Raw genomic sequence first — 21,107 nt, forward strand, 5'->3', positions numbered from 1 at the left:
GGTTCGCTGTCGTGGGGCTTACCTTAGGAGTGTCATGGTGGGTGCATCAATCAAGCTCAGCGGTGGATCGTTACGGTTGGAGTAATGATCTGCACCAACCCGGCGGCGATTACCAGCTCTTCCAACGCCAGCAGATCCGGCACCTTCGCCACATGATCCCCAACCTGCACCGCCGCTTGTTCCAATCCGCACAACGGCACATCCACATAGCTCAGTTGACTATCGAGCTTGTGGGAGCGCGGGATGCCTTGTACCAGCAGTGCGATGAACTTCAGTTCGGGGCGGCCGCCCAGGGCGTTGAGCACGACGATGCGCGCTCGTTCGCCGATCATGGTTTTCTGGCCGCAGGCCGATTCGAAGCTCAGTAGCGGGATCTGCCGTTCGCGCCAGCTGACCCAGCCCAGGAACCACGGCGGGGTGTCCATATCGAAGGCGCTGCTCTGGTAGTCGATCAGCTCGGCCACCGCGACGTTGGGCAACACCAGATGCCGATCGGACAGAGGCAGCAGCAGACCGGTGAGGTAACGGGTCCGGTCTTCATGCATGGGTTCTGCTCCAGTGGGCAATGCTCTCGAGCAGTACCGATTCCTGATACGGCTTGCCCAGGTAGTCGTTGACGCCGATGGCCATGGCCCGATCGCGGTGTTTCTGGCCCGTACGGGACGTGATCATGATGATCGGCAGGTGTGCCAGGCGCGGGTCGTTGCGCACCTGGGTCGCCACTTCAAAACCGTCCATGCGCGGCATTTCGATGTCCAGCAGCATCAGGTCCGGGGAGTGTTCGCTCAGCAAGGCCATGGCATCCACCCCGTCCTTGGCGGTAAGCACATGCATGCCGTGGCGCTCCAGCAAGCGACTGGTGACCTTGCGCACCGTCACCGAATCGTCCACCACCAGCACCAGCAGCGGCCGTTGATGTTCGCCGTCACCTTCGGCCAGTGCCTGGCGCCGTGGGGTCTGGCCAGGCAAGGCGCGGATCGGCGCCAGCAAGTCGAGGATGAGCACCACCCGGCCGTCCCCCAGGATGGTCGCGCCGGACAGTCCCTGCACCGAAGAGAATTGCGGGCCTAGACTTTTGACCACGATTTCCCGAGTCCCAAGGGTCGCGTCCACCTGCACCGCGACATGCCGCTCATTGCACTGCATCAGCAGCAGCGGCAAGGGCTGGCTCTGGCCCAGCAGCTTGGCACGGGCGCCAGTCTTCAGTACTTCGCCCAAGTAGTACAACTCATGGCGTTGCCCGGCGTAGGTGTAGACCGGCGGATCGAGTTGGTAATAGGCATCCAGCTCGGCGGGCAGCACCCGCACAATGCTTTCGATGGTGTTGAGCGGGATCGCGTACTGGTCTTCATGACACTGCACCATCAGTGCCCGGTTGACCGCCACGGTAAACGGCAGGCGAATACGGAAATGCACGCCCTGCCCCGCCGTGGAATCGATCATCATGCTGCCGCCCAGTTGCCGCACCTCTTCATGGACCACGTCCATGCCGACGCCGCGCCCGGAGATCTGGGTAATTTTCTCAGCGGTGGAAAAACCCGGCTGCAGGATGAACTGCAAGACATCGCGGTCGCTGATGTCACTGTCCGGCGCCAGCAGTCCACGCTTGATCGCCTTGTTCCGCACCGCCTCCAGGGGCACGCCGGCGCCATCGTCGCGGATGTCGAAAATGATGTCGCCGCCTTCCCGTGAAAGTTCGAGGCTGATGCGGCCGCGCGCCGGTTTGCCGGCGGCGATGCGCACATCGGCGGGTTCCAGGCCATGATCGACGGCGTTGCGCAACATATGCTCCAGCGGCGCGGCCATGCGTTCCAGTACATTGCGGTCCATCTCGCCTTCGGCGTTATCGACCACGAACTCCACATCCTTGCCCAGTTCCTGGGCCACCTGCCGGACGATGCGTTTGAGGCGCGGCAGCATGCGCTCGAACGGCACCATGCGCGTGCGCATCAGGCCTTCCTGGAGTTCGGTGTTGATACGGCCTTGCTGTTGCAGCAGGTTTTCCGCGTCGTGATTACCCTGGTCCAGGGTTTCCTTGAGGTCGAGCAGGTCCGAAGCGGATTCGAACAGTGCCCTGGACAACTGCTGCAACTGGGAATGGCGGTCCATTTCCAACGGGTCGAAATCTTCGTAGCCCAGCCGCTCAGCTTCTACCTGCTGGCGACTGAGGATCCGTCCCTGGGTTTCGGTGTCGAGGCGCCGCAATTGATCGCGCATGCGCTCGATGGTGGTTTCCATCTCGCCCAAAGCCACCCGCGCGTCATTGACCTGCTGTTCGATACGACCACGAAAGATCGAAGCCTCCCCCGCCAGGTTCACTAGGTCGTCCAGCAGTTCGGCGGAGACCTTGACCATGTCCGCGCCTTCGCCCGACGCGCCCGGCTCAGGCTTGGCAGGCGCGGGGATCGGAGCAGGAACCGGCACAACCGCGGCTTCGGGCGCCGGGCTTGCCTGTGGCTGGTTGACCGCCTGGATCTGCGCGATCAGGCGGTCCGCCGGCGGACAGGGCTGGCCGGCCCGCACCGCGTCGAGCATGTGCGCCAGCCGGTCATGGCTGCTTTGCAGCAGCGTGAACAGCGTCGGGGTCGCTTGCAGCAGACCTGCCGACAACCCCTCGTAGAGGTTTTCCAGTTCGTGAGCGAGATCGCCGATGGGACCGATTTCCACCATCCGCGCCCCCCCCTTGAGGGTATGCAGGTCGCGCAACAGGGTTTCGACGGCCTGGCGGTTCGACGGCTCGGCCTGCCAGCGCAGCAACGCCGCGCCGGAACTGTCGAGGATGTCGAAGCCTTCCTCGAGGAAGATCTCCAGCAGCTCGGGATCATGATGGGTGCCGTCGCCCTGGGTCACTCCGCTTGCCTCGACGACGTGCGGTTTGTCCTGGCGGAACCTGCGGATGGCGTCGATCAGCGAAACGGGATCGCCCAACACTTGGCCCTGCTGCAATTGCCCGAGCAGCAGCTCAAGGCGCTCATGGCTGCTGTTGAGCAGTTGCGCCAACTCGTCACTGTAACTGTAGCGGCGGTCCACCAACCCTTCATAAAGGTTTTCCAGCTCCTGGGCCAGGTCGCTCACCGGCCGGATATCGGCCATCCGGGCACCGCCCTTGAGGGTATGCAGGTCCCGTTGCAGCGAGGACAGTGGCGCGCCGTTGTCCGGATCGGCCAGCCAGCGTTGCAGGGCCTGGGCGGCGCTTTCCAGGATGTCCTGGGCCTCCTCGAGGAAGATCGAGGTGATGTCGTCGTCCACGGCCGCATCGTCACGTTCCAGCTCGGTCATCGCATCGCCCAGTTCGCGGATGCTCAGGGTCCGGCTACCGTCGCTGCGGATCAGGCCCGTGGCCGACGGATCGAGACCTGCCTCGAGCAAGCGACGCAAGGCCTGCACCCGCTCGGGCTGCGGATGGACCTGTTGCCCGGCCGCCAATTCATCGAGCATGTCGACCAACGCCTCATGGGCGAGTTGCGCTTGCTGGAAAAATTCATCGTTGACCGCCAGGCTGCTTTCCTCCACCGCGCCATAGAGGTCGAGCAAGGCTTCGCACAGCTCATCCATCGGATGCAGCTCGGCCAGGTGCGCGCCTTCACCGAGGGTGGTCAATTCGTCCAGCAGCGCACTCAGCTCCTGGCCTTGGCCGGGATGCTCCTGCCAACGCTGCAACAGGCTTTCGGCATCCAACAGAATGTCCATGCCCTGGGCGAGGAAATCATTGATCAGTTGCGGATCCCGCTTGGGCCGCAGGCCTTTGTCTGGTGCGTTGAGCGCCGCCCGCAGGCGCTCGGCCAACAGGGCCTGGGTTCGCTGGATCAGGTCCTCGGCGCCGGGAATCGGCGCCAGCGGATCGCTTTGCAGCTGGCGCAGCCCCAGGCGCAGCAGGCCCTCGGCCTCCAGCAGACATTCCACCTCATCGAGGTCGAGGGCAATCAGGTGCGCCCGGAATTCCCGGGCGAGCTGGTCCATCGTCCCCGCCAGTTCGGCGATGGGCAGCACGCCGGCCATGAACGCACTGCCCTTGAGGGTGTGCAAGGCCCGATGCAATTCATCGCCCGCCTGCAACGGCATGTGTTCGACGGCCTGGTCGAGAAAGCGCCGCAAGCTGGCGAGATGGCCCTGGGCTTCGTTGTCGAAGATTTTCAACAGCAAAGGGTCGAGGGCGGCCACGTCCCGCTGGTCCTCATCCTCCTCGTCGCAGCCCCTGGCAAGGGCATGGGCGCGGGCAGCCAGACGGTCGACATCGTCGCGCTGGCGCTGGCGATGGTCGGCGAACTCAGCCACCAGGCCGGGGAGCAGTTGCACCGTGTCGTCGACCAACCGTTGTACCGAGGCTCCCGGCTCGACGCTGCGTTCCAGCACGCGGTTGAGCAGGTTCTCCACCGCCCACGCCAATTCCCCCAACACCAGTGCCCGGACCATGCGACCACTGCCCTTGAGGGTATGAAAGGCCCGGCGCAGTTCACCCAGGATGCCTTGATCGTCGGGTCGCGCCGTCCACCGGGGCAGGTACTCGCGCAGCACCTCCAGCACTTCCTCGGCTTCTTCCAGGAAGACTTCGCGCAACTCGTCGTCCACCGGGTGTTCGTCCACCGGCGGCGGCAACAGGCTGCCCGGCGTGCTACGCGCCGGGGGGTTGACCGCCGAGACCGGACTGGCCAGCACCTCGGCCAGGGACTGCACGGTCTGCGGATCATCCAGCTCCTGCAGGTCCTGCATGAGCTGCGCCTCGTTGGGGCTCAGCACATCGTCGAGCAATGGCACCCGGGCTTCGTCGGGGAAATAACCGAGGGCCGCCAGGCTTCGCTCCACCTCATCGAGCAGCGACTCACCGGGATTCTGCGGATCGTCGCTCAAGCGCTCCAGATAGTATTCGAGACCGCTGATCACATCGGCGAGGTGATCGAGTTCTTCCCACCCCGGCTGGGCCCGCTCCAGCAGCAGATGATCGCGGATGAAACCGTTGCAGGCTTCCACCAGGCCGGCGGCGCGCCCCAGGGGAATCATCGCCAGCGCGCCGCGCACCTGGGTCAGCAAGGCGGGCAAGCCCTGTAGCTGCTCGCTGTTCCAGTCGGCCTCGATGTAGTCGACGATCATGTCCTTGGCCTGCTGCAGGCAGGTGTGGGCTTCCTTGATGACGATCTGGTGGATCTGGGTCAGGTCGGTGGTGGGCAGCGGGTTGTCTTCAGGGCTTTCGGGCTCGACGGTGCCGACCATGCCGGCCAGGGTGGCCTCGACGTAGAGCAAGGCGCCGGCGACGTCCATGAGGGTCGCGTCATCGGGTTCGCGCTGGCCTTGGGCGAGGCTCAGGACCACCGCCAACTGATCGATGATGACCTTGCGCGGCTGACCGAAACCGAGCACCGCCAGGGTATCGGCGATCTGCCGCAGGGGCGCCAGCAGGCTGTCCAGCTCCGAGGCGTGCTGGCGGTCGCTGCGCACGAACAGGTCCAGCCGCTCCTTGACGCGCACCAGTTCTTCACAAAGTGCGGTGAGTACCGAACGCATGGCATCGCGGTCGGGGCCCGCCAGGCGCGCACGTTCTTCGTCGACCATGGCGCTGTCGGGTAGCGCGTCTTCCAGTGAGTAGCGTTCTTTCATGATCTGCATCTGCCCGCTGGGATGTTCAGCCTTGGCAATATAGAACAACAAGCTCTTGAGCAAATGGGGCGGCGCCGGTTGATTGATGCCCGGCATGCCCTGCTCCAGCAGGCGTTTGAGCTCCTTGTCGGCTTCCTTGAACAGGCTGCGCAGCGCCGGGCTGTTGGCGATGCGCCCCTCGCGCATGCCTTCGACCAGCGCCGAGGCCACCTGCCACAATGCATTGAGCGGCGCCCCGGCACACAGCCCTTCCAGGCGGTGGAAGACTTTGGTCAGGTAGCCCAGGTGTGTGGCGTCGTCCTGTTCGCGCAACAGACCTACCAGGGCCATCTGCAGGGTCTGGCGCAGCTTGCGTAACGTGTTGGGCAGCTCCGGCGGTTCGAGCCGCTTCAGGGCCGCGTCGCTGAGTGGTGCGATTTCCGGCAGCTCGGGACTGAACAGACTGGTTTCCGACAGCAGGCCCTCGCCCCGGGCGCTGCGCAGGTCGTTGATCAGCGGCAGCACCACCAGCGGCAAGTCGCGACGCGCGCCCTGGACGCGATCCAGGTACATCGGCAACTGCCCGAGGGCCTGACTCAACAGGCTGATGGCCTCGTCGCGATGAGCAACGCTGTTGTTGCGCAAGGCGGCACACAGTTGCTCCATCTCTTCGGCCAGCAACGCCGCGCCGTAGAACTCGACCATCTGCAGGCCGCCGTGGACCTGATGAATACAAGCCAGGCATTGGCCGAGGGCATCCGACGCCTGCGGATCCTCCACCAGGCGGTTGAGGGCCAGATGGGCCTGCTTCAGCGTTTCGGCAATCTCGCCCTTGACCCATTCCAGGGCCACGTAGTCGTGCCGATCACCCATAACCACTCCCAATCGACAGAACCGTCACACCTTGTCCTCGTCCAATTCGGGCGCTGCCGGCAAGGTGAACCCCGACACCGAACGACGCAGTTGGCTGGCCATCTTCGCCAGGTTACCGATGCTCTCGGCGGTAGCAGTTGAGCCGGACGATGTCTGCGTGGTGATCTGCTGGATCACGTTCATCGTCAGGGAAATCTGCCCCGCCGAGGTGGTTTGTTGTCGCGCTGCGTTGGAAATGCTCTGGATCAGCGCCGCGAGGGTCCTGGACACGCCTTCGATTTCCTCCAGGGCCACACCGGCATCCTGGGCCAGGCGGGCGCCGCGCACCACTTCGCTGGTGGTCTGCTCCATGGAAATCACCGCTTCGTTGGTGTCGGCCTGGATCGCCCGCACCAGCGTTTCGATCTGCCGGGTTGCCGCGGAAGAACGCTCCGCCAGCCGCTGCACCTCGTCGGCCACCACCGCGAACCCGCGCCCGGCATCGCCGGCCATGGACGCCTGGATGGCGGCGTTGAGGGCCAGGATGTTGGTCTGGTCGGCGATGTCGTCGATCAGGCTGACAATGTCGCCGATTTCCTGGGAAGACTCGCCCAGGCGCTTGATGCGTTTGGCGGTGTCCTGGATCTGCTCGCGGATATTGTCCATACCATGAATGGTGTTGTGCACCACCTCGTTGCCCTTGTTGGCGATCTCCACGGAGCGCTCGGCCACCGCCGACGACTCGGCGGCGGTGGCCGAAACCTGGTCGATGGACTGAGCCATTTCATTGATTGAAGTCGAAGCTTCGCTGATTTGCTGGGCCTGGTGTTCGGAAGCCTGGGCCAGGTGCATGGCGGTGGCCTGGGTTTCCTGGACCGCCGCGGCGACCTGGCCGGCGGTGAGATTGATGGTGGCGACCAAGTCACGCAGTTGGTCCACCGAATAATTGATGGAGTCGGCGATGGTACCGGTGAAGTCCTCGGTAACCGATGCCGTGACAGTCAGGTCACCGTCGGCCAGGTCGGCGATTTCGTCCAGAAGACGCATGATCGCGTTCTGGTTGCGCTCGTTCTTCTGCGCGGTTTCGTGCAGTTGGCGATTGGTTTCACGGACCATGACCAGGCCGATCAGGATGATCGACGTCAGCGCCAGCAGGCCCAGCACGTAGCCACCGATGGTGTGGACGGAGCGGCCTGCGGCGAGGTTCTCCAGTGCCGTGGTCAAGTGCGAGGCTTCGTCGAGCAGGGTCTGTGACAGGTTGAAGATATTGCCAGCCGATTCGCGGACCTTGAACAGCTCCGGCGAAGTCTCGAGAATTTCGTCCACCGAGCCCGAAACGAACTCGAACAGCTCGCTGATTTCAGTGAGGCGTGCCCGGGCGTCGCGGTCCTGGACCTGGGAAATCTTCAAGGTTGGATCACCTTGCAGCATGCCGTTGAGTACCTGGCCGAAACGTGCGGCATCGCGGCCGAAGGTGTCGGCGGCCTGGCTGGCGTTCTCATCCCCCGCCAATACGGTGTTCACGGCGCCAAGAATGCGTTCGGCCAGCAGCGACTGACGTTGGGCCATGGCCACCTGGCCGGCGGGCGCGCCACGTTGCAACAGGATTTCGACGACTTTCTCGTACTCGACCTGCAACTGCGGCACGGTTTCGGCCAGGGTCGCCGCCACCTGGTGCAACGACAGCACGGTCTGCTCACTGGACAGGATGGCATCGGTGTTCTTGAGCAGGCGCTCCCAGTCCAGTTGCACGGCGCGCAACTGGGGCCGCAGGGTCGAGGGCGCCGGCGGCAGTCCAGTCACCGGGTCGCCTTGCTTGAGATACCCCCAACGCTGGGCGAAATCGTTGCGGGCGTCGCTCAACAGCTTGAATGCCGCAGCCTTGCCAGCGGCGGCCTCGGTGGCGTTTTTGGCAATGCGCTGGGACAGCACGCGCAACTCGCCGGCATGGCCGATGTACTGCTTGTCGTAGGTGGACTGGGTATTGAGGTAGGCGAAATTGGCGAACAACAGCATGATGAAGACGATCAGCGCGACGAACAGCACGATGATCTGCGAACGACTGCGCGACGCTTCCAGTGGCTTGCCTGTGCTTGCTTTGATCATCGGTTCTCGCCTGTACTGCCCAATCCAACTCGCCATGGGTGACTGACCTCAGGGCGGCTCTGTGGGAGCAAGGCTTGCCCGCGATGATGACAACACGGTTTGCTGCCGACCGAGGCGTCTGCATCGCGAGCAAGCTTTGCTCCCACAGGCTCGCTCCCACAGGAGGCTGCGCTGTATCTGTTAAATCGCCACATCCATGAACCCCGCCGACCGCGTCAATGCGAAAGGACTGAACACCTGCCACTGCCGCTCGCCGCGAAACCGGCCCTTGACGAAAACCGCTTCCGGCCCGTCGAGATCGCCAACAGGCGTGGGCTCCAGGCTGTCCTGCGCGAAATGCTGCAGCCCGAGGACTTCGTCCACCAGCAACCCGGCAAATATCTCGTCGTGATCCACCACCAGCACCCGCCTTTGCTTGCGCACGGCCGACAGTTCATGACCGAAAAAACCGCACAGGTCCATCAAGGGCAACAGCCGGCCACGTAGGTTAGCCACGCCGCGCACCCATGGCTTGACCCCGGGCAGATGCGTATGGCGCGGCTCATGCAGCACTTCGCTGACTTCGTCCATGGGGGCCACGTACCAGTGCTCGCCCAGGCGAAAGCCGATGCCACTCCAGTTGTGGCGCAGGATCGGCTGGGACGGCAGGTCCGCGGCCAGCGACCGGCAGCGCCGGTCAATCTGCGCCAACAGTTCGAATGCGGTCAGGGATGGGCTCATGGCCGCGGCGTCAACCCGCCAGTACGTTGTCGAGGGTCTTGATCAGGGTGTCTTCGTCCACCGGCTTGGTCAGGTAATCCTTTGCGCCCTGGCGCGTGCCCCAGACCTTGTCGGTGTCCTGGTCCTTGGTGGTGATGATGATCACCGGGATATGGCCGGTTTCAGGGTCCTTGGTGAGCTGGCGTGTCGCCTGGAAACCATTGAGGCCCGGCATGACGATGTCCATCAGCACAGCGTCGGGCTTTTCCTGGCGCGCCAGGGCCACGCCGTCGGCGCCGTTCTCGGCTTTCAGGACCTGATGGCCGTGCTTTTCCAGCATGCCGGTCAACTTGTACATTTCGGTCGGCGAATCATCGACGATCAGAATTCGTGCCATGGTGTTCCCCATTCTTGTCGACCCCAGGCCCAACGGCCGAGCGTCATTTAATGTGCCTGGTGCGGCTGGACGGCGGCAAAGCCCGGGACATGGGCCTGTATCGCGCCCAGCAGTTCTTCCCTGCTGAAAGGCTTGGTCAAAAACTGATCGGAACCGACGATGCGTCCCTTGGCCTTGTCGAACAGGCCATCGCGGGACGACAGCATGATCACCGGCGTGGCCTTGAACGCACTGTTGTTCTTGATCAGGGCGCAGGTCTGATAACCGTCCAGACGCGGCATCATGATGTCGACAAAGATGATGCCCGGATGATGGTCGGTAATCTTGGCCAGGGCATCGAAGCCGTCGACAGCCGTGATCACTTCGCAACCCACGTTGCGCAGCAAGGTTTCGGCGGTGCGGCGGATGGTCTTCGAGTCGTCGATGACCATGACCTTCAAGGCGCTGGGTTGTTGTTGCGTAAGATGCTCTGCCATTGCCACTGCGAACCGGTTTTTTACGCGTAAATGCGACCGACGGCGCAAGCCCTTGATGTTCAAGGCCCGCGCGCCACATGGCAGCCTTTTTAGCACAGTCTCCGGCGCCGGGCTATCGGCCGCTCGGTGCGATGGTTTTTCCTTGACCGCCAATTCTCCGGGCGCCACTCTGACGCCACTTTTTTACATCATTCGTGTCCATCAGATTTCGAGGAACCAAGCCATGAGCGTACGCGTCGGCATTGTCATGGACCCTATTGCCAGCATTTCCTACAAAAAGGATAGCTCGCTGGCCATGCTGCTGGCCGCCCAAAAGCGCGGCTGGGAGCTGTTCTATATGGAGCAGCGCGATCTCTACCAGGCCGAAGGCCAGGCGCGGGCGCGGATGAAGCCGCTGAAAGTCTTCGCCAACCCGGAGAAATGGTTCGAACTGGGCGCCGAAAGCGATGCATTGCTGAGCGATCTGGACGTGATCCTGATGCGCAAGGATCCGCCTTTCGACATGGAGTTCGTGTACTCCACCTACCTGCTGGAACAAGCCGAAAGCGCCGGCGTGCTGGTAGTCAACAAACCCCAGAGCCTGCGCGACTGCAACGAAAAGCTGTTCGCCACACTGTTCCCGCACTGCACGCCCCCCACCATCGTCAGCCGGCGCCCGGATGTACTGCGAGAATTCGCCGACCATCACGGCGACGTGATCCTCAAGCCGCTGGATGGCATGGGCGGGTCTTCGATCTTCCGCCACACCGCCGGCCATCCGAACCTGTCGGTGATCCTGGAAACCCTGACTCTGCACGGCCAGCAGCAGATCATGATCCAGGCGTACCTGCCGGCCATCGTCGACGGCGACAAGCGCATCCTGATGATCGACGGCGAGCCGGTGGACTATTGCCTGGCACGCATCCCGGCGGCCGGCGAAACCCGTGGCAACCTGGCGGCCGGTGGTCGGGGCGAAGCGCGACCGCTGACCGAGAAAGACCGCTGGATCGCCGCCCAGGTCGGTCCGACCCTGCGGGAAAAAGGCCTGCTGTTCGTGGGCCTGGACGTGATCGGCGAACACCTGACGGAAATCAACGTCACCAGCCCGACCTGCATCCGCGAGATCGACAACGCCTTCGGCACCGACATCGGCGGCCTGCTGATGGATGCCATCGATCAGAAGCTCAAGGCTCGTTGATCCGGATCTGATGAAGGAAACCGACATTGCGTTATCATGCCCGGCCTGAAAAAAACGCGATGCTGGTTTCCTTGTCATGACCCTCCCATCCGATCTGCCCCAAGAACTCGCCCATCGCGGCGTGCGCCCGGCCGATCGCCTTGGTTTTACCTTGTTCCTGGCAGCGCTGATCCACCTGGCCCTGCTGCTGGGCGTCGGGTTTGCCACGGTCGAACCCAAGCAGATCAGCCAGACCCTGGAAATCACCCTGGCCACCTTCAAGAGCGAAACCAAGCCCAAGCAGGCGGACTTCCTGGCCCAGGATAACCAGCAGGGCAGCGGCACCCTGGAAAAGAAGGCGACCCCCAAGACCACCGAGATCGCACCCTTCCAGGACAATCAAGTGCAAAAGGCCACCCCTGCGCCGGCAGCCAAGCCCGAAGTGCAGGAAACCGCGCCCAAGGCGGCCGTGACCACTGTGGCACCGAAGCCGAAAAAAGCCCCGGTCAAGGAAGAGGTCAAGCCCGATCCCAAGCCCAAGGCCCCGACGCCGACCTTCGACAGCGCCCAGTTGTCCAGCGACATCGCCAGCCTGGAAGCCGAACTGGCCCAGGAACAGCAGCTCTATGCCAAGCGCCCGCGCATTCACCGCTTGAGCGCCGCCTCGACCATGCGCGACAAGGGCGCCTGGTACAAGGATGAGTGGCGCAAGAAAGTCGAGCGCATCGGCAACCTCAATTACCCCGACGAAGCCCGACGCAAGCAGATCTACGGCAACCTGCGGCTGATGGTCTCGATCAACCGCGACGGTTCCTTGTATGAAGTGCTGGTGCTGGAGTCTTCCGGCCAGCCATTGCTGGACCAGGCGGCCCAGCGCATCGTGCGCCTGGCCGCGCCATTCGCGCCGTTTACCGGGGACCTGTCGGACATCGACCGCCTGGAAATCATTCGCACCTGGAAATTTGCCCGGGGTGACCGGCTTTCGAGCAACTGATCCACCGCAAAACCTTTGTGGGAGCGGGCTTGCCCGCGAAGACGGTGGCCCAGTCACAAGATAGCCATTGACTGTCCTGGCCCCTTCGCGAGCAAGCCCGCTCCCACAGCGGGATGAGGACCCACTGCTGCATTTCCTGCACATCCCCAGCTTGTCAGTTCCGCCCTGCACCGCCACACTAGCGCCTATGAAAAATGTCAGCCCCACCTACCTCAAGCATCATTTCCTGATTGCCATGCCGCACATGGCCGATCCGAACTTTGCCCACACCTTGACCTACATCGTCGAGCACACGGCCAATGGCGCCATGGGGCTAGTGATCAATCGGCCGCAGGAGCTCAACCTGGCGGACATTCTCGAGCAGTTGCGCCCCGAAGTAGAGCCGCCATTGTTGTGCCAGCACGTCCCGATTTTCATCGGTGGCCCGGTACAGACTGACCGCGGCTTCGTGCTCCATCCGTCGGGACAGAGTTATCAGGCCACCGTGGAGCTTGATGGCATATCGCTTTCCACCTCCCAGGACGTACTGTTCGCCATTGCCGATGGCGTCGGCCCGGAAAAAAGCCTGATCGCCCTCGGTTATGCCGGTTGGGAAGCCGGGCAGCTGGAAGCCGAACTCGCCGACAACGCTTGGCTGACCTGCCCGTTCGACGCCGACATCCTGTTCAATACCAGCAGCGAACTGCGCCTGGAAGCGGCGGCCAGCCGGCTGGGTATCAACCTCAGCCTGCTGACCAGTCAGGCAGGCCACGCCTGATGGCCCTGCGTTTGCTGCTGGGATTCGATTACGGCACCAAACAGATCGGCGTCGCGGTCGGCCAGGTCGTGACCGGGCAGGCCCGCGAGCTGTGCACGCTGAAGGCGCAGAACGGGGTGCCGGACTGGAATCAGGTCGAAGCGCTGATCAAGGAATGGAAACCCGATGCCGTGGTGGTCGGCCTGCCACTGAACATGGACGGCACGCCCAGCGACATGTGCGTACGCGCCGAAAAGTTCGCCCGCCGGCTCAACGGCCGTTTCAACCTGCCTTTCTATACCCACGACGAACGCCTCACCACGTTCGAAGCCAAGGGCGAGCGCCAAGGGCGCGGGGGGCAGAAAGGCAGTTACCGCGACAACCCGGTGGACGCCATCGCCGCCGCCCTGCTGTTGCAGGGCTGGCTCGATGCCAATACCGCCCTGTTCGATACCTGATTTTCGAAAGCGCCGCCAAGGCGCTTTCTTTTAGCGATGAACCGCGCCACTCACACCGGCCCGGAAACCTGAAGGAGCCAGCATGAGCCTGCCCAATCCTGCCGAACTGATCAGTCAGATGGCGATCCGTCTCAAGGCACACCTGGAACAACGCGGCATCAGCGAGCCGCGCTATATCGGTATTCGCACCGGTGGCGTGTGGGTCGCCCAGGCCTTGCTCGAAGTATTGGGCAGCCAGTCGCCCCTGGGCACCCTGGATGTATCCTTCTACCGCGACGACTTCAGTCAGAACGGCCTGCATCCGCAAGTGCGTCCTTCGGCGCTACCCTTCGAGATCGAGGGCCAGCACCTGGTGCTGATCGACGACGTTCTGATGAGCGGCCGAACCATCCGCGCCGCCATGAACGAGTTGTTCGACTATGGCCGCCCGGCCAGCGTGACCCTGGTCTGCCTGCTGGACCTGGACGCCGCCGAACTGCCGATTCGCCCGAACGTGGTCGGCGCGACGCTGACGCTGGCCGCTCACGAGCGGGTCAAGCTCTTGGGCCCGACGCCGCTGCAACTCGAACTGCAAGACCTTGCCCTTTAACTGCCCTTGTAAGAGTCCATCGCGATGACGCCTCTCGAAACCAAGCGCCCGCTGCAGCTCAACGATCAGGGCCAGCTGCGGCACTTCCTGTCCCTCGACGGCCTGCGCCGCGAGCTGCTGACGGAAATTCTCGACACTGCCGACTCGTTCCTCGAGGTCGGCGCCCGGGCGGTGAAGAAAGTCCCGTTGCTGCGCGGCAAGACCGTGTGCAACGTGTTCTTCGAAAACTCCACCCGCACCCGCACAACCTTCGAGCTGGCCGCCCAGCGGCTGTCGGCGGACGTGATCACCCTCAACGTGTCCACGTCTTCGGCGAGCAAGGGTGAGACCCTGCTCGATACCCTGCGCAACCTCGAAGCCATGGCTGCGGACATGTTCGTGGTGCGTCACGGCGATTCCGGGGCGGCGCATTTCATTGCCGAACATGTCTGCCCGCAGGTGGCGATCATCAATGGCGGCGACGGCCGTCACGCCCACCCGACCCAAGGCATGCTGGACATGCTCACCATCCGCCGCCACAAGGGCGGCTTCGAGAATCTCTCGGTGGCCATCGTCGGCGACATCCTGCACTCCAGGGTGGCCCGCTCCAACATGCTGGCCCTCAAGACCCTCGGCTGCCCGGACATCCGGGTGATTGCACCCAAGACCCTGCTGCCCATTGGCGTCGAGCAATACGGCGTGAAGGTCTACACCGACATGACCGAAGGCCTCAAGGACGTGGACGTGGTGATCATGCTGCGCCTGCAACGTGAACGCATGACCGGCGGCCTGTTGCCCAGCGAAGGCGAGTTCTACCGCCTGTTCGGCCTGACCACCGCCCGACTGGCCGGGGCCAAGCCCGACGCCATCGTCATGCACCCGGGACCGATCAACCGAGGCGTAGAGATCGAGTCGGCAGTGGCCGACGGTCCGCATTCAGTGATCCTCAACCAAGTGACCTACGGCATCGCCATTCGCATGGCCGTGCTCTCCATGGCCATGAGCGGACAAACGGCCCAGCGCCAACTCGACCAGGAGAACGCCCAGTGAAACTCAGCATTCTCGGCGCACGCGTGATCGATCCGGCCAGCGGCCTGGATCAAGTGACCGACATTCATATCGATGCCTGCAAGATCGCCGCGCTTGGCGCCGCACCGGCCGGCTTCACTGCCGCCCAGACCCTCGATGCCCGGGGTCTGGTGGCCGCGCCCGGTCTGGTAGACCTGAACGTCGCCCTGCGCGAGCCCGGCTACAGTCGCAAAGGCACCATTGTCAGCGAGACACACGCTGCCGCCGTCGGTGGCGTGACCAGCCTGTGCTGCCCGCCACGGACGAAACCGGTCCTGGACACGTCGGCCGTGGCCGAACTGATCCTCGACCGCGCCCGCGAAGCCGGCAACACCAAGGTGTTCCCCATTGGCGCCTTGAGCAAAGGCCTGGAAGGCGAGCAACTGGCCGAACTCATCGCCCTGCGTGACGCCGGTTGCGTGGCCTTCGGCAACGGCTTGAACAACTTCCGCAACACCCGCACGCTGTGTCGCGCCCTGGAATACGCGGCGACCTTCGGCCTGACGGTGATCTTCAACTCGCAGGATAATGACCTGGCCGACGGCGGGCTGGCCCACGAAGGCCCGACCGCCAGTTTCCTCGGCCTGCCCGGCATTCCGGAAACCGCCGAGACCGTGGCCCTGGCCCGGGACCTGCTGCTGGTGGAACAGAGCGGCGTGCGCGCCCACTTCAGCCAGCTCACCAGCGCTCGTGGCGCGGCGCTGATCGCCCAGGCCCAGGCTCGTGGTCTGCCGGTCACCGCTGATGTGGCGCTGTACCAGTTAATCCTGACCGACGAAGCGCTGATCGACTTCAACAGCGTCTATCACGTCCAACCGCCCCTGCGCACCCGCGCCGACCGGGATGGCCTGCGTGAAGCCGTGAAGTCCGGCGTGATCTCGGCCATTGCCAGCCATCACCAGCCCCACGAGCGCGATGCCAAGCTGGCGCCGTTCGGTGCCACGGAGCCTGGCATCAGCAGCGTCGAATTGTTGCTACCGCTGGCCCTGACATTGGTGGAAGACGGCTTGCTGGACCTGCCGACCCTGCTGGCTCGCCTGAGCACCGGCCCGGCCCAGGCGCTGGAGCTGCCGGCTGGCAAACTGGCCGTCGGCGCGGCGGCGGACCTGGTCCTGTTCGACCCGTGCGCATCGACCGTGGCCGGCGAAGCCTGGCGCTCCAAGGGTGACAACTGCCCGTTCCTCGGTCACAGCCTGCCGGGTGTGGTGCGTTATACCTTGATGGATGGACGGATTACCCACCAGGCCTGATACCGCGTCGCCTGCTTCGCGAGCAAGCCCGCTCCCACACTGGATCTTCAGTGATCACATATCTTGTGAGCACCCTATGATCAAATGTGGGAGCGGGCTTGCTCGCGAATACAGGCGACTCGGTCTTCCCGCCTTACTGAAAAGCCCCTCGCTTCTGCGCATTACGAATCGACACCTGATCGTTCAGCGTCCAGAAGTCATACAGCACCCCCAGGAAGAACACCCCGCCGGTCAGCAAGTAGACGATACCGCTGAGCCACTTGCCCTGATACATGCGGTGCACACCAAAAACACCGAGAAACGTCAGCAGGATCCACGCCACGCTGTATTCGATCGGCCCCGGAGTGAAGCGCAGGTCCGCTTCGCGGTCCATGGACGGTATCAGGAACAGGTCGATCAGCCAGCCAATGCCCAGCAAGCCCAGCGTGAAGAACCAGATCGTGCCCGTCACCGGCTTGCCATAGTAGAAGCGGTGGGCACCGGTGAAACCGAAAATCCAGAGCAGATACCCGATGACTTTGCTGTGTGTATCGTGCGCTGTGCCCTGCTGATAGTTGTTCATGAATGGTCTCTTTACCTCGATAGATAAATTTGTTGGGACTTTTTGTGACTTTTTCGTGTCGAGCCGACAAGCGGTGCCTGATGATGCGAATCGGCGAAAGCCCCGGAATACGGGGGTTCTGTCGGACAATCCATACAAAATGCCGCAATTACCCGCTTTTTAGCGCCCTTTTGAATCGACAAACGGCCTCGGAATCGCAAAAAAAGCTGTTATAAAGTTGCGCGCTAACCTTTATGAGCCCTGCCTAATGCGTCCATTTTTCAAGACATGGCTGACCCTTTGCCTATTATTGCCCCTGGCCGCCCACGCCACCAACCGTGAGCAACGTCTTCCCAATATCAATGGCTTCACACCTAAATCCCATGTTTCTGCTCCTTCGAGCAAGAACCGGCAGAACGCCCAGCGTGTGAGCACCGCCAACAGCAAGCTGGTGCCGCCCATGGCCGCCAAGACAAGCAGCACTGTCCTGAGCCGCGCCGTGAATGTGCTTGGCACCCCTTATCGCTGGGGCGGCAGCAGTCCGAGCAAGGGTTTCGATTGCAGTGGACTGGTGAAATATGCCTTCAACGATGCCACCTTCGATCTGCCACGCACCTCCAATGCAATGGCCAGCGGGCATGGCGAGAAAGTCGATCGCAAGGACCTCAAGCCCGGCGACCTGATTTTCTTCAAGCTCAAAAGCCGTCGGGTCAATCACGTAGCGATCTACCTGGGCAACGACCGTTTTATCCATGCGCCGCGTCGTGGCAAGTCGGTGACCATCGACAATTTGAACAAACCCTACTGGGACACCCATTACGTGGTGGCCAAGCGGGTCTTGCCGAAAGAGCCGGCGGGGATGCGAGTCGTTCAGCGCTGATCCAGCGTTCAAGGCCCAGCCGATAGCCCCATCGCGAGCAGGCTCGCTCCCACAGGGAATGCACTCTTCTGTGGGAGCGAGCCTGCTCGCGATAGCGTCCTCGAAACCTACTTAGAAATTATCCGGCGTGCGCGCCCTCTCCCGCGCATGCTCCCGGCTGATCAGCCCCTTGCTCACCAGATCCTTCAAGCACATGTCCAGGGTCTGCATTCCCAGCGAGCCGCCAGTCTGGATGGCCGAGTACATCTGCGCCACCTTGTCTTCACGGATCAGGTTACGGATCGCCGCCGTGCCCAGCATGATTTCATGGGCCGCGACGCGACCGCCGCCGATCTTCTTGATCAGCGTCTGGGAGATCACCGCTTGCAGCGACTCCGACAGCATCGAGCGAACCATGGACTTTTCATCGCCCGGGAACACGTCCACCACCCGGTCGATGGTCTTGGCCGCCGAAGTGGTGTGCAGGGTGCCGAACACCAGGTGCCCGGTTTCAGCAGCGGTCAGCGCCAGGCGGATGGTCTCCAGGTCGCGCATCTCCCCCACCAGGATCACGTCCGGATCTTCCCGCAGGGCCGAGCGCAGAGCCGTGGAAAAACCCTGGGTGTCGCGGTGCACTTCCCGCTGGTTGATCAGGCATTTGCGCGGTTCGTGGACAAATTCGATGGGGTCTTCGATGGTGAGGATATGGTGATGCTTATGAGTGTTGAGGTAATCGATCATCGCCGCCAGCGTAGTGGACTTGCCCGAACCGGTTGGCCCGGTCACCAGCACCAGTCCCCGGGGCGCTTCGGTCACTTTGCGAAACACATCGCCCATCCCCAGGTCTTCCATGGTCAGGACTTTCGACGGAATGGTCCGGAACACCGCTCCCGCCCCACGATTCTGGTTGAAGGCGTTGACGCGAAACCGTGCCACACCCGGTACTTCGAAGGAAAAATCGGTTTCCAGAAGCTTTTCGTAATCGACTCGCTGCCGGTCGTTCATGATGTCGTAGATCAACTCATGGACCTGCTTGTGGTCCAGTGCCGGCAGGTTGATCCTGCGCACATCGCCGTCGACGCGGATCATTGGCGGCAGCCCGGCGGACAGATGCAGGTCCGACGCTCCCTGTTTGGCGCTGAACGCCAGCAGTTCGGTGATATCCATAGCGCTCCTCAATTCCAGTAGAATGCCGCGAACCTCAGACCCGCTGGCGCTTCTTTATGTCCACCATAGCAGACAACATCGCCCAGGTAGTTTCACGGATCCGCGCCGCGGAACAAGCCGCCCAACGTGCCGAACACAGCGTTCAGCTGCTGGCGGTAAGCAAGACAAAACCCGCCCAGGCCCTGCGGGAAGCCTATGCCGCCGGCTTGCGTGATTTCGGTGAGAACTACCTGCAAGAGGCACTGGGCAAGCAGGCCGAACTGACCGACCTGCCCTTGATCTGGCACTTCATCGGCCCCATTCAGTCGAACAAGACACGCGCTATCGCCGAACATTTCGCCTGGGTGCATTCCGTGGATCGCTTGAAAATTGCCCAACGCCTGTCCGAACAGCGCCCGGCCGAGTTGCCGCCGCTGAACATCTGCATCCAGGTCAACGTCAGCGGCGAAGCCAGCAAATCCGGCTGTACCCCAACGGACCTGCCAGCCCTCGCCGACGCCATCAGCGCTTTGCCGCGCCTGAGGCTGCGTGGACTGATGGCCATTCCTGAACCAACCGAAGATCGCACGGCCCAGGACACTGCCTTTGCCACTGTCCAACGCCTGCAAGCCAGCCTCGACCTGCCACTGGACACCCTGTCCATGGGCATGAGCCACGACCTCGAATCCGCCATCGCCCAGGGCGCTACCTGGGTCCGTATCGGCACGGCCCTGTTTGGCGCCCGCGACTACGGCACCCGTTAACCCATGCCGACTCAACTCTTCAATCAAGGACCTGTCATGAGCAACACGCGTATTGCCTTCATCGGCGCCGGCAACATGGCCGCCAGCCTGATCGGCGGCCTGCGGGCCAAGGGCCTGGATGCCTCGCAGATCCGCGCCAGCGATCCCGGTGACGAGACCCGCGCCCGAGTGAGCGCCGAGCACGGCATCGAAACCTTCGCCGACAACGCCCAGGCCATCGACGGCGTCGACGTCGTCGTGCTGGCGGTCAAGCCACAGGCGATGAAAACCGTGTGCGAAGCCCTTCGCCCGAGCCTCAAGCCTGATCAATTGGTGGTATCGATTGCCGCTGGCATCACCTGCGCCAGCATGAACAATTGGCTCGGTGCCCAGCCGATCGTACGTTGTATGCCGAACACCCCGGCGTTACTGCGCCAGGGCGTCAGCGGTCTGTTCGCGACCCCGCAGGTCTCTACCGGACAACGCCAGCAGGCCGAAGAACTCTTGTCGGCCGTGGGCCTGGCGCTGTGGCTGGAGAGAGAACAGCAACTGGACGCGGTCACCGCCGTATCCGGCTCGGGGCCGGCGTATTTCTTCCTGCTGATCGAAGCCATGACCGCCGCTGGCGAGAAGCTTGGCCTGCCTCGGGAAACCGCCGCTCGGCTCACCCTGCAGACCGCCCTCGGCGCCGCGCATATGGCGGTGTCCAGTGACGTTGACGCCGCCGAGCTGCGCCGTCGCGTGACTTCGCCCGCCGGCACCACCGAAGCGGCGATCAAATCGTTCCAGGCCGGGGGCTTTGAAGCCCTGGTGGAAAAAGCACTCGGCGCCGCCGCGCATCGCTCGGCCGAGATGGCCGAACAACTGGGCCAATAAAGGAGCCATTCATGATCGGATTGAACACCGCAGCGGTCTATGTGCTGCAAACCCTTGGCAGCCTGTACCTGTTGATCGTGCTGCTGCGCTTCGTGCTACAGCTGGTGCGCGCCAACTTCTACAATCCGCTGTGCCAGTTCGTCGTCAAGGCTACCCAGCCGCTGCTCAAGCCGCTGCGTAGGATTATCCCGAGCCTGTTCGGCCTGGACATGTCGTCGTTGCTGCTGGCGATCCTGATACAAATGGCGCTGATGGCCCTGACCCTGCTGTTGACCTATGGCACCACTGGTAACCCGCTGCAGCTGCTGATCTGGTCGATCATCGGCGTGACCGCGTTGTTTCTGAAGATCTTCTTCTTCGCCCTGATCATCAGCGTGATCCTGTCGTGGGTCGCGCCGGGCAGCCACAACCCGGGCGCCGAGCTGGTAAACCAGATCTGCGAGCCGGCCCTGGCACCGTTCCGTCGCATCGTGCCGAACCTCGGCGGCCTGGACATCTCGCCAATCCTGGCGTTCATCGTGCTCAAGCTGATCGACATGCTGGTGATCAACAACCTGGCGGCAGTGACCATGATGCCGGAGATCCTGCGGGTGCTGATCTGACCCGATACC

Annotated in this window: 19 protein-coding genes; 11 read left to right on the forward strand and 8 right to left on the reverse strand. The window is 63.0% G+C overall.

Translation table 11 applies throughout. The annotated features are described in order from the left end of the window. Nucleotides 1–56: 56 nt before the first annotated feature. The 6 genes from LCU97_RS13365 to LCU97_RS13390 all read right to left on the reverse strand — a co-directional run bounded on the left by LCU97_RS13365 (nucleotide 57) and on the right by LCU97_RS13390 (nucleotide 10,101). The gene (locus LCU97_RS13365) at nucleotides 57–545 is read right to left on the reverse strand and encodes a chemotaxis protein CheW (protein ID WP_053148216.1); all 489 of its coding nucleotides are present in this window, start codon (nucleotides 543–545) and stop codon (nucleotides 57–59) included. After that, nucleotides 538–6,444 (reverse strand): Hpt domain-containing protein, encoded by a 5,907-nt coding sequence (locus LCU97_RS13370; RefSeq protein ID WP_232776762.1) that lies wholly within the window; start codon nucleotides 6,442–6,444, stop codon nucleotides 538–540. The genes LCU97_RS13365 and LCU97_RS13370 overlap by 8 nt, the downstream gene beginning before the upstream one ends. Nucleotides 6,445–6,468: 24 nt before the next feature. Next, on the reverse strand, nucleotides 6,469–8,529 hold the full coding sequence (locus LCU97_RS13375; protein ID WP_053148219.1) for a methyl-accepting chemotaxis protein: 2,061 nt from the start codon (nucleotides 8,527–8,529) through the stop codon (nucleotides 6,469–6,471). Between the two features lie 180 nt (nucleotides 8,530–8,709). Further along, complete coding sequence (locus LCU97_RS13380) at nucleotides 8,710–9,249, reverse strand: chemotaxis protein CheW (RefSeq protein WP_053148221.1); 540 nt, start codon at nucleotides 9,247–9,249, stop codon at nucleotides 8,710–8,712. A 10-nt stretch (nucleotides 9,250–9,259) separates the two neighbouring features. Continuing rightward, nucleotides 9,260–9,625, reverse strand: a complete 366-nt coding sequence (gene pilH / locus LCU97_RS13385; RefSeq protein ID WP_053149649.1) for a twitching motility response regulator PilH — start codon at nucleotides 9,623–9,625, stop codon at nucleotides 9,260–9,262. A gap of 47 nt (nucleotides 9,626–9,672) precedes the next feature. Continuing rightward, the gene (locus tag LCU97_RS13390; protein WP_053148223.1) at nucleotides 9,673–10,101 is read right to left on the reverse strand and encodes a response regulator; all 429 of its coding nucleotides are present in this window, start codon (nucleotides 10,099–10,101) and stop codon (nucleotides 9,673–9,675) included. Between the two features lie 223 nt (nucleotides 10,102–10,324). Between LCU97_RS13390 and gshB the strand changes: the two genes are divergently transcribed. From gshB to LCU97_RS13425, 7 genes are all read left to right on the forward strand, one after another. Beyond that, nucleotides 10,325–11,278, forward strand: coding sequence for a glutathione synthase (gshB, locus tag LCU97_RS13395; RefSeq protein WP_232776763.1), 954 nt, complete (start codon nucleotides 10,325–10,327; stop codon nucleotides 11,276–11,278). A 76-nt stretch (nucleotides 11,279–11,354) separates the two neighbouring features. Next, nucleotides 11,355–12,251: an energy transducer TonB gene (locus LCU97_RS13400; RefSeq protein ID WP_053148227.1), complete on the forward strand. Its 897-nt coding sequence runs from the start codon at nucleotides 11,355–11,357 to the stop codon at nucleotides 12,249–12,251. 187 nt (nucleotides 12,252–12,438) lie between these two features. Further along, the gene (locus LCU97_RS13405; RefSeq protein ID WP_053148229.1) at nucleotides 12,439–13,008 is read left to right on the forward strand and encodes a YqgE/AlgH family protein; all 570 of its coding nucleotides are present in this window, start codon (nucleotides 12,439–12,441) and stop codon (nucleotides 13,006–13,008) included. Then, nucleotides 13,008–13,445 (forward strand): Holliday junction resolvase RuvX, encoded by a 438-nt coding sequence (gene ruvX / locus LCU97_RS13410; RefSeq protein ID WP_053148231.1) that lies wholly within the window; start codon nucleotides 13,008–13,010, stop codon nucleotides 13,443–13,445. The genes LCU97_RS13405 and ruvX overlap by 1 nt, the downstream gene beginning before the upstream one ends. A gap of 82 nt (nucleotides 13,446–13,527) precedes the next feature. Continuing rightward, on the forward strand, nucleotides 13,528–14,034 hold the full coding sequence (gene pyrR / locus LCU97_RS13415; RefSeq protein ID WP_053148233.1) for a bifunctional pyr operon transcriptional regulator/uracil phosphoribosyltransferase PyrR: 507 nt from the start codon (nucleotides 13,528–13,530) through the stop codon (nucleotides 14,032–14,034). 24 nt (nucleotides 14,035–14,058) lie between these two features. Next, a complete protein-coding gene (locus tag LCU97_RS13420; protein ID WP_053148235.1) occupies nucleotides 14,059–15,063 on the forward strand; it encodes an aspartate carbamoyltransferase catalytic subunit in 1,005 nt (334 codons plus the stop codon). Continuing rightward, entirely contained in the window at nucleotides 15,060–16,331 is a 1,272-nt protein-coding gene (locus LCU97_RS13425) for a dihydroorotase (protein WP_053148237.1), read from the forward strand. The genes LCU97_RS13420 and LCU97_RS13425 overlap by 4 nt, the downstream gene beginning before the upstream one ends. A gap of 133 nt (nucleotides 16,332–16,464) precedes the next feature. On the opposite strand, the gene LCU97_RS13430 is transcribed toward LCU97_RS13425, so the two are convergent. Beyond that, nucleotides 16,465–16,893, reverse strand: a complete 429-nt coding sequence (locus LCU97_RS13430) for an NINE protein (protein WP_232776764.1) — start codon at nucleotides 16,891–16,893, stop codon at nucleotides 16,465–16,467. A 247-nt stretch (nucleotides 16,894–17,140) separates the two neighbouring features. Here LCU97_RS13430 and LCU97_RS13435 point away from each other — a divergent pair, with 247 nt between their 5' ends. Then, complete coding sequence (locus tag LCU97_RS13435; RefSeq protein WP_053148240.1) at nucleotides 17,141–17,752, forward strand: C40 family peptidase; 612 nt, start codon at nucleotides 17,141–17,143, stop codon at nucleotides 17,750–17,752. A gap of 111 nt (nucleotides 17,753–17,863) precedes the next feature. Here the strand turns inward: LCU97_RS13435 and LCU97_RS13440 are convergent, their stop codons facing one another. Then, complete coding sequence (locus LCU97_RS13440) at nucleotides 17,864–18,898, reverse strand: type IV pilus twitching motility protein PilT (RefSeq protein ID WP_053148242.1); 1,035 nt, start codon at nucleotides 18,896–18,898, stop codon at nucleotides 17,864–17,866. Nucleotides 18,899–18,954: 56 nt separating this feature from the next. Here LCU97_RS13440 and LCU97_RS13445 point away from each other — a divergent pair, with 56 nt between their 5' ends. From LCU97_RS13445 to LCU97_RS13455, 3 genes are read left to right on the forward strand one after another with little or no spacing between them, the layout of a single operon-like run. Beyond that, on the forward strand, nucleotides 18,955–19,641 hold the full coding sequence (locus LCU97_RS13445; RefSeq protein ID WP_053148244.1) for a YggS family pyridoxal phosphate-dependent enzyme: 687 nt from the start codon (nucleotides 18,955–18,957) through the stop codon (nucleotides 19,639–19,641). Between the two features lie 36 nt (nucleotides 19,642–19,677). After that, nucleotides 19,678–20,496 (forward strand): pyrroline-5-carboxylate reductase, encoded by an 819-nt coding sequence (gene proC, locus LCU97_RS13450; protein WP_232776766.1) that lies wholly within the window; start codon nucleotides 19,678–19,680, stop codon nucleotides 20,494–20,496. Between the two features lie 11 nt (nucleotides 20,497–20,507). Then, nucleotides 20,508–21,098, forward strand: a complete 591-nt coding sequence (locus LCU97_RS13455; protein WP_232776768.1) for a YggT family protein — start codon at nucleotides 20,508–20,510, stop codon at nucleotides 21,096–21,098. Nucleotides 21,099–21,107 lie beyond the last annotated feature (9 nt).

This window comes from Pseudomonas uvaldensis (genome assembly GCF_021271205.1).
Classification (GTDB): Bacteria; Pseudomonadota; Gammaproteobacteria; order Pseudomonadales; family Pseudomonadaceae; genus Aquipseudomonas; species Aquipseudomonas uvaldensis.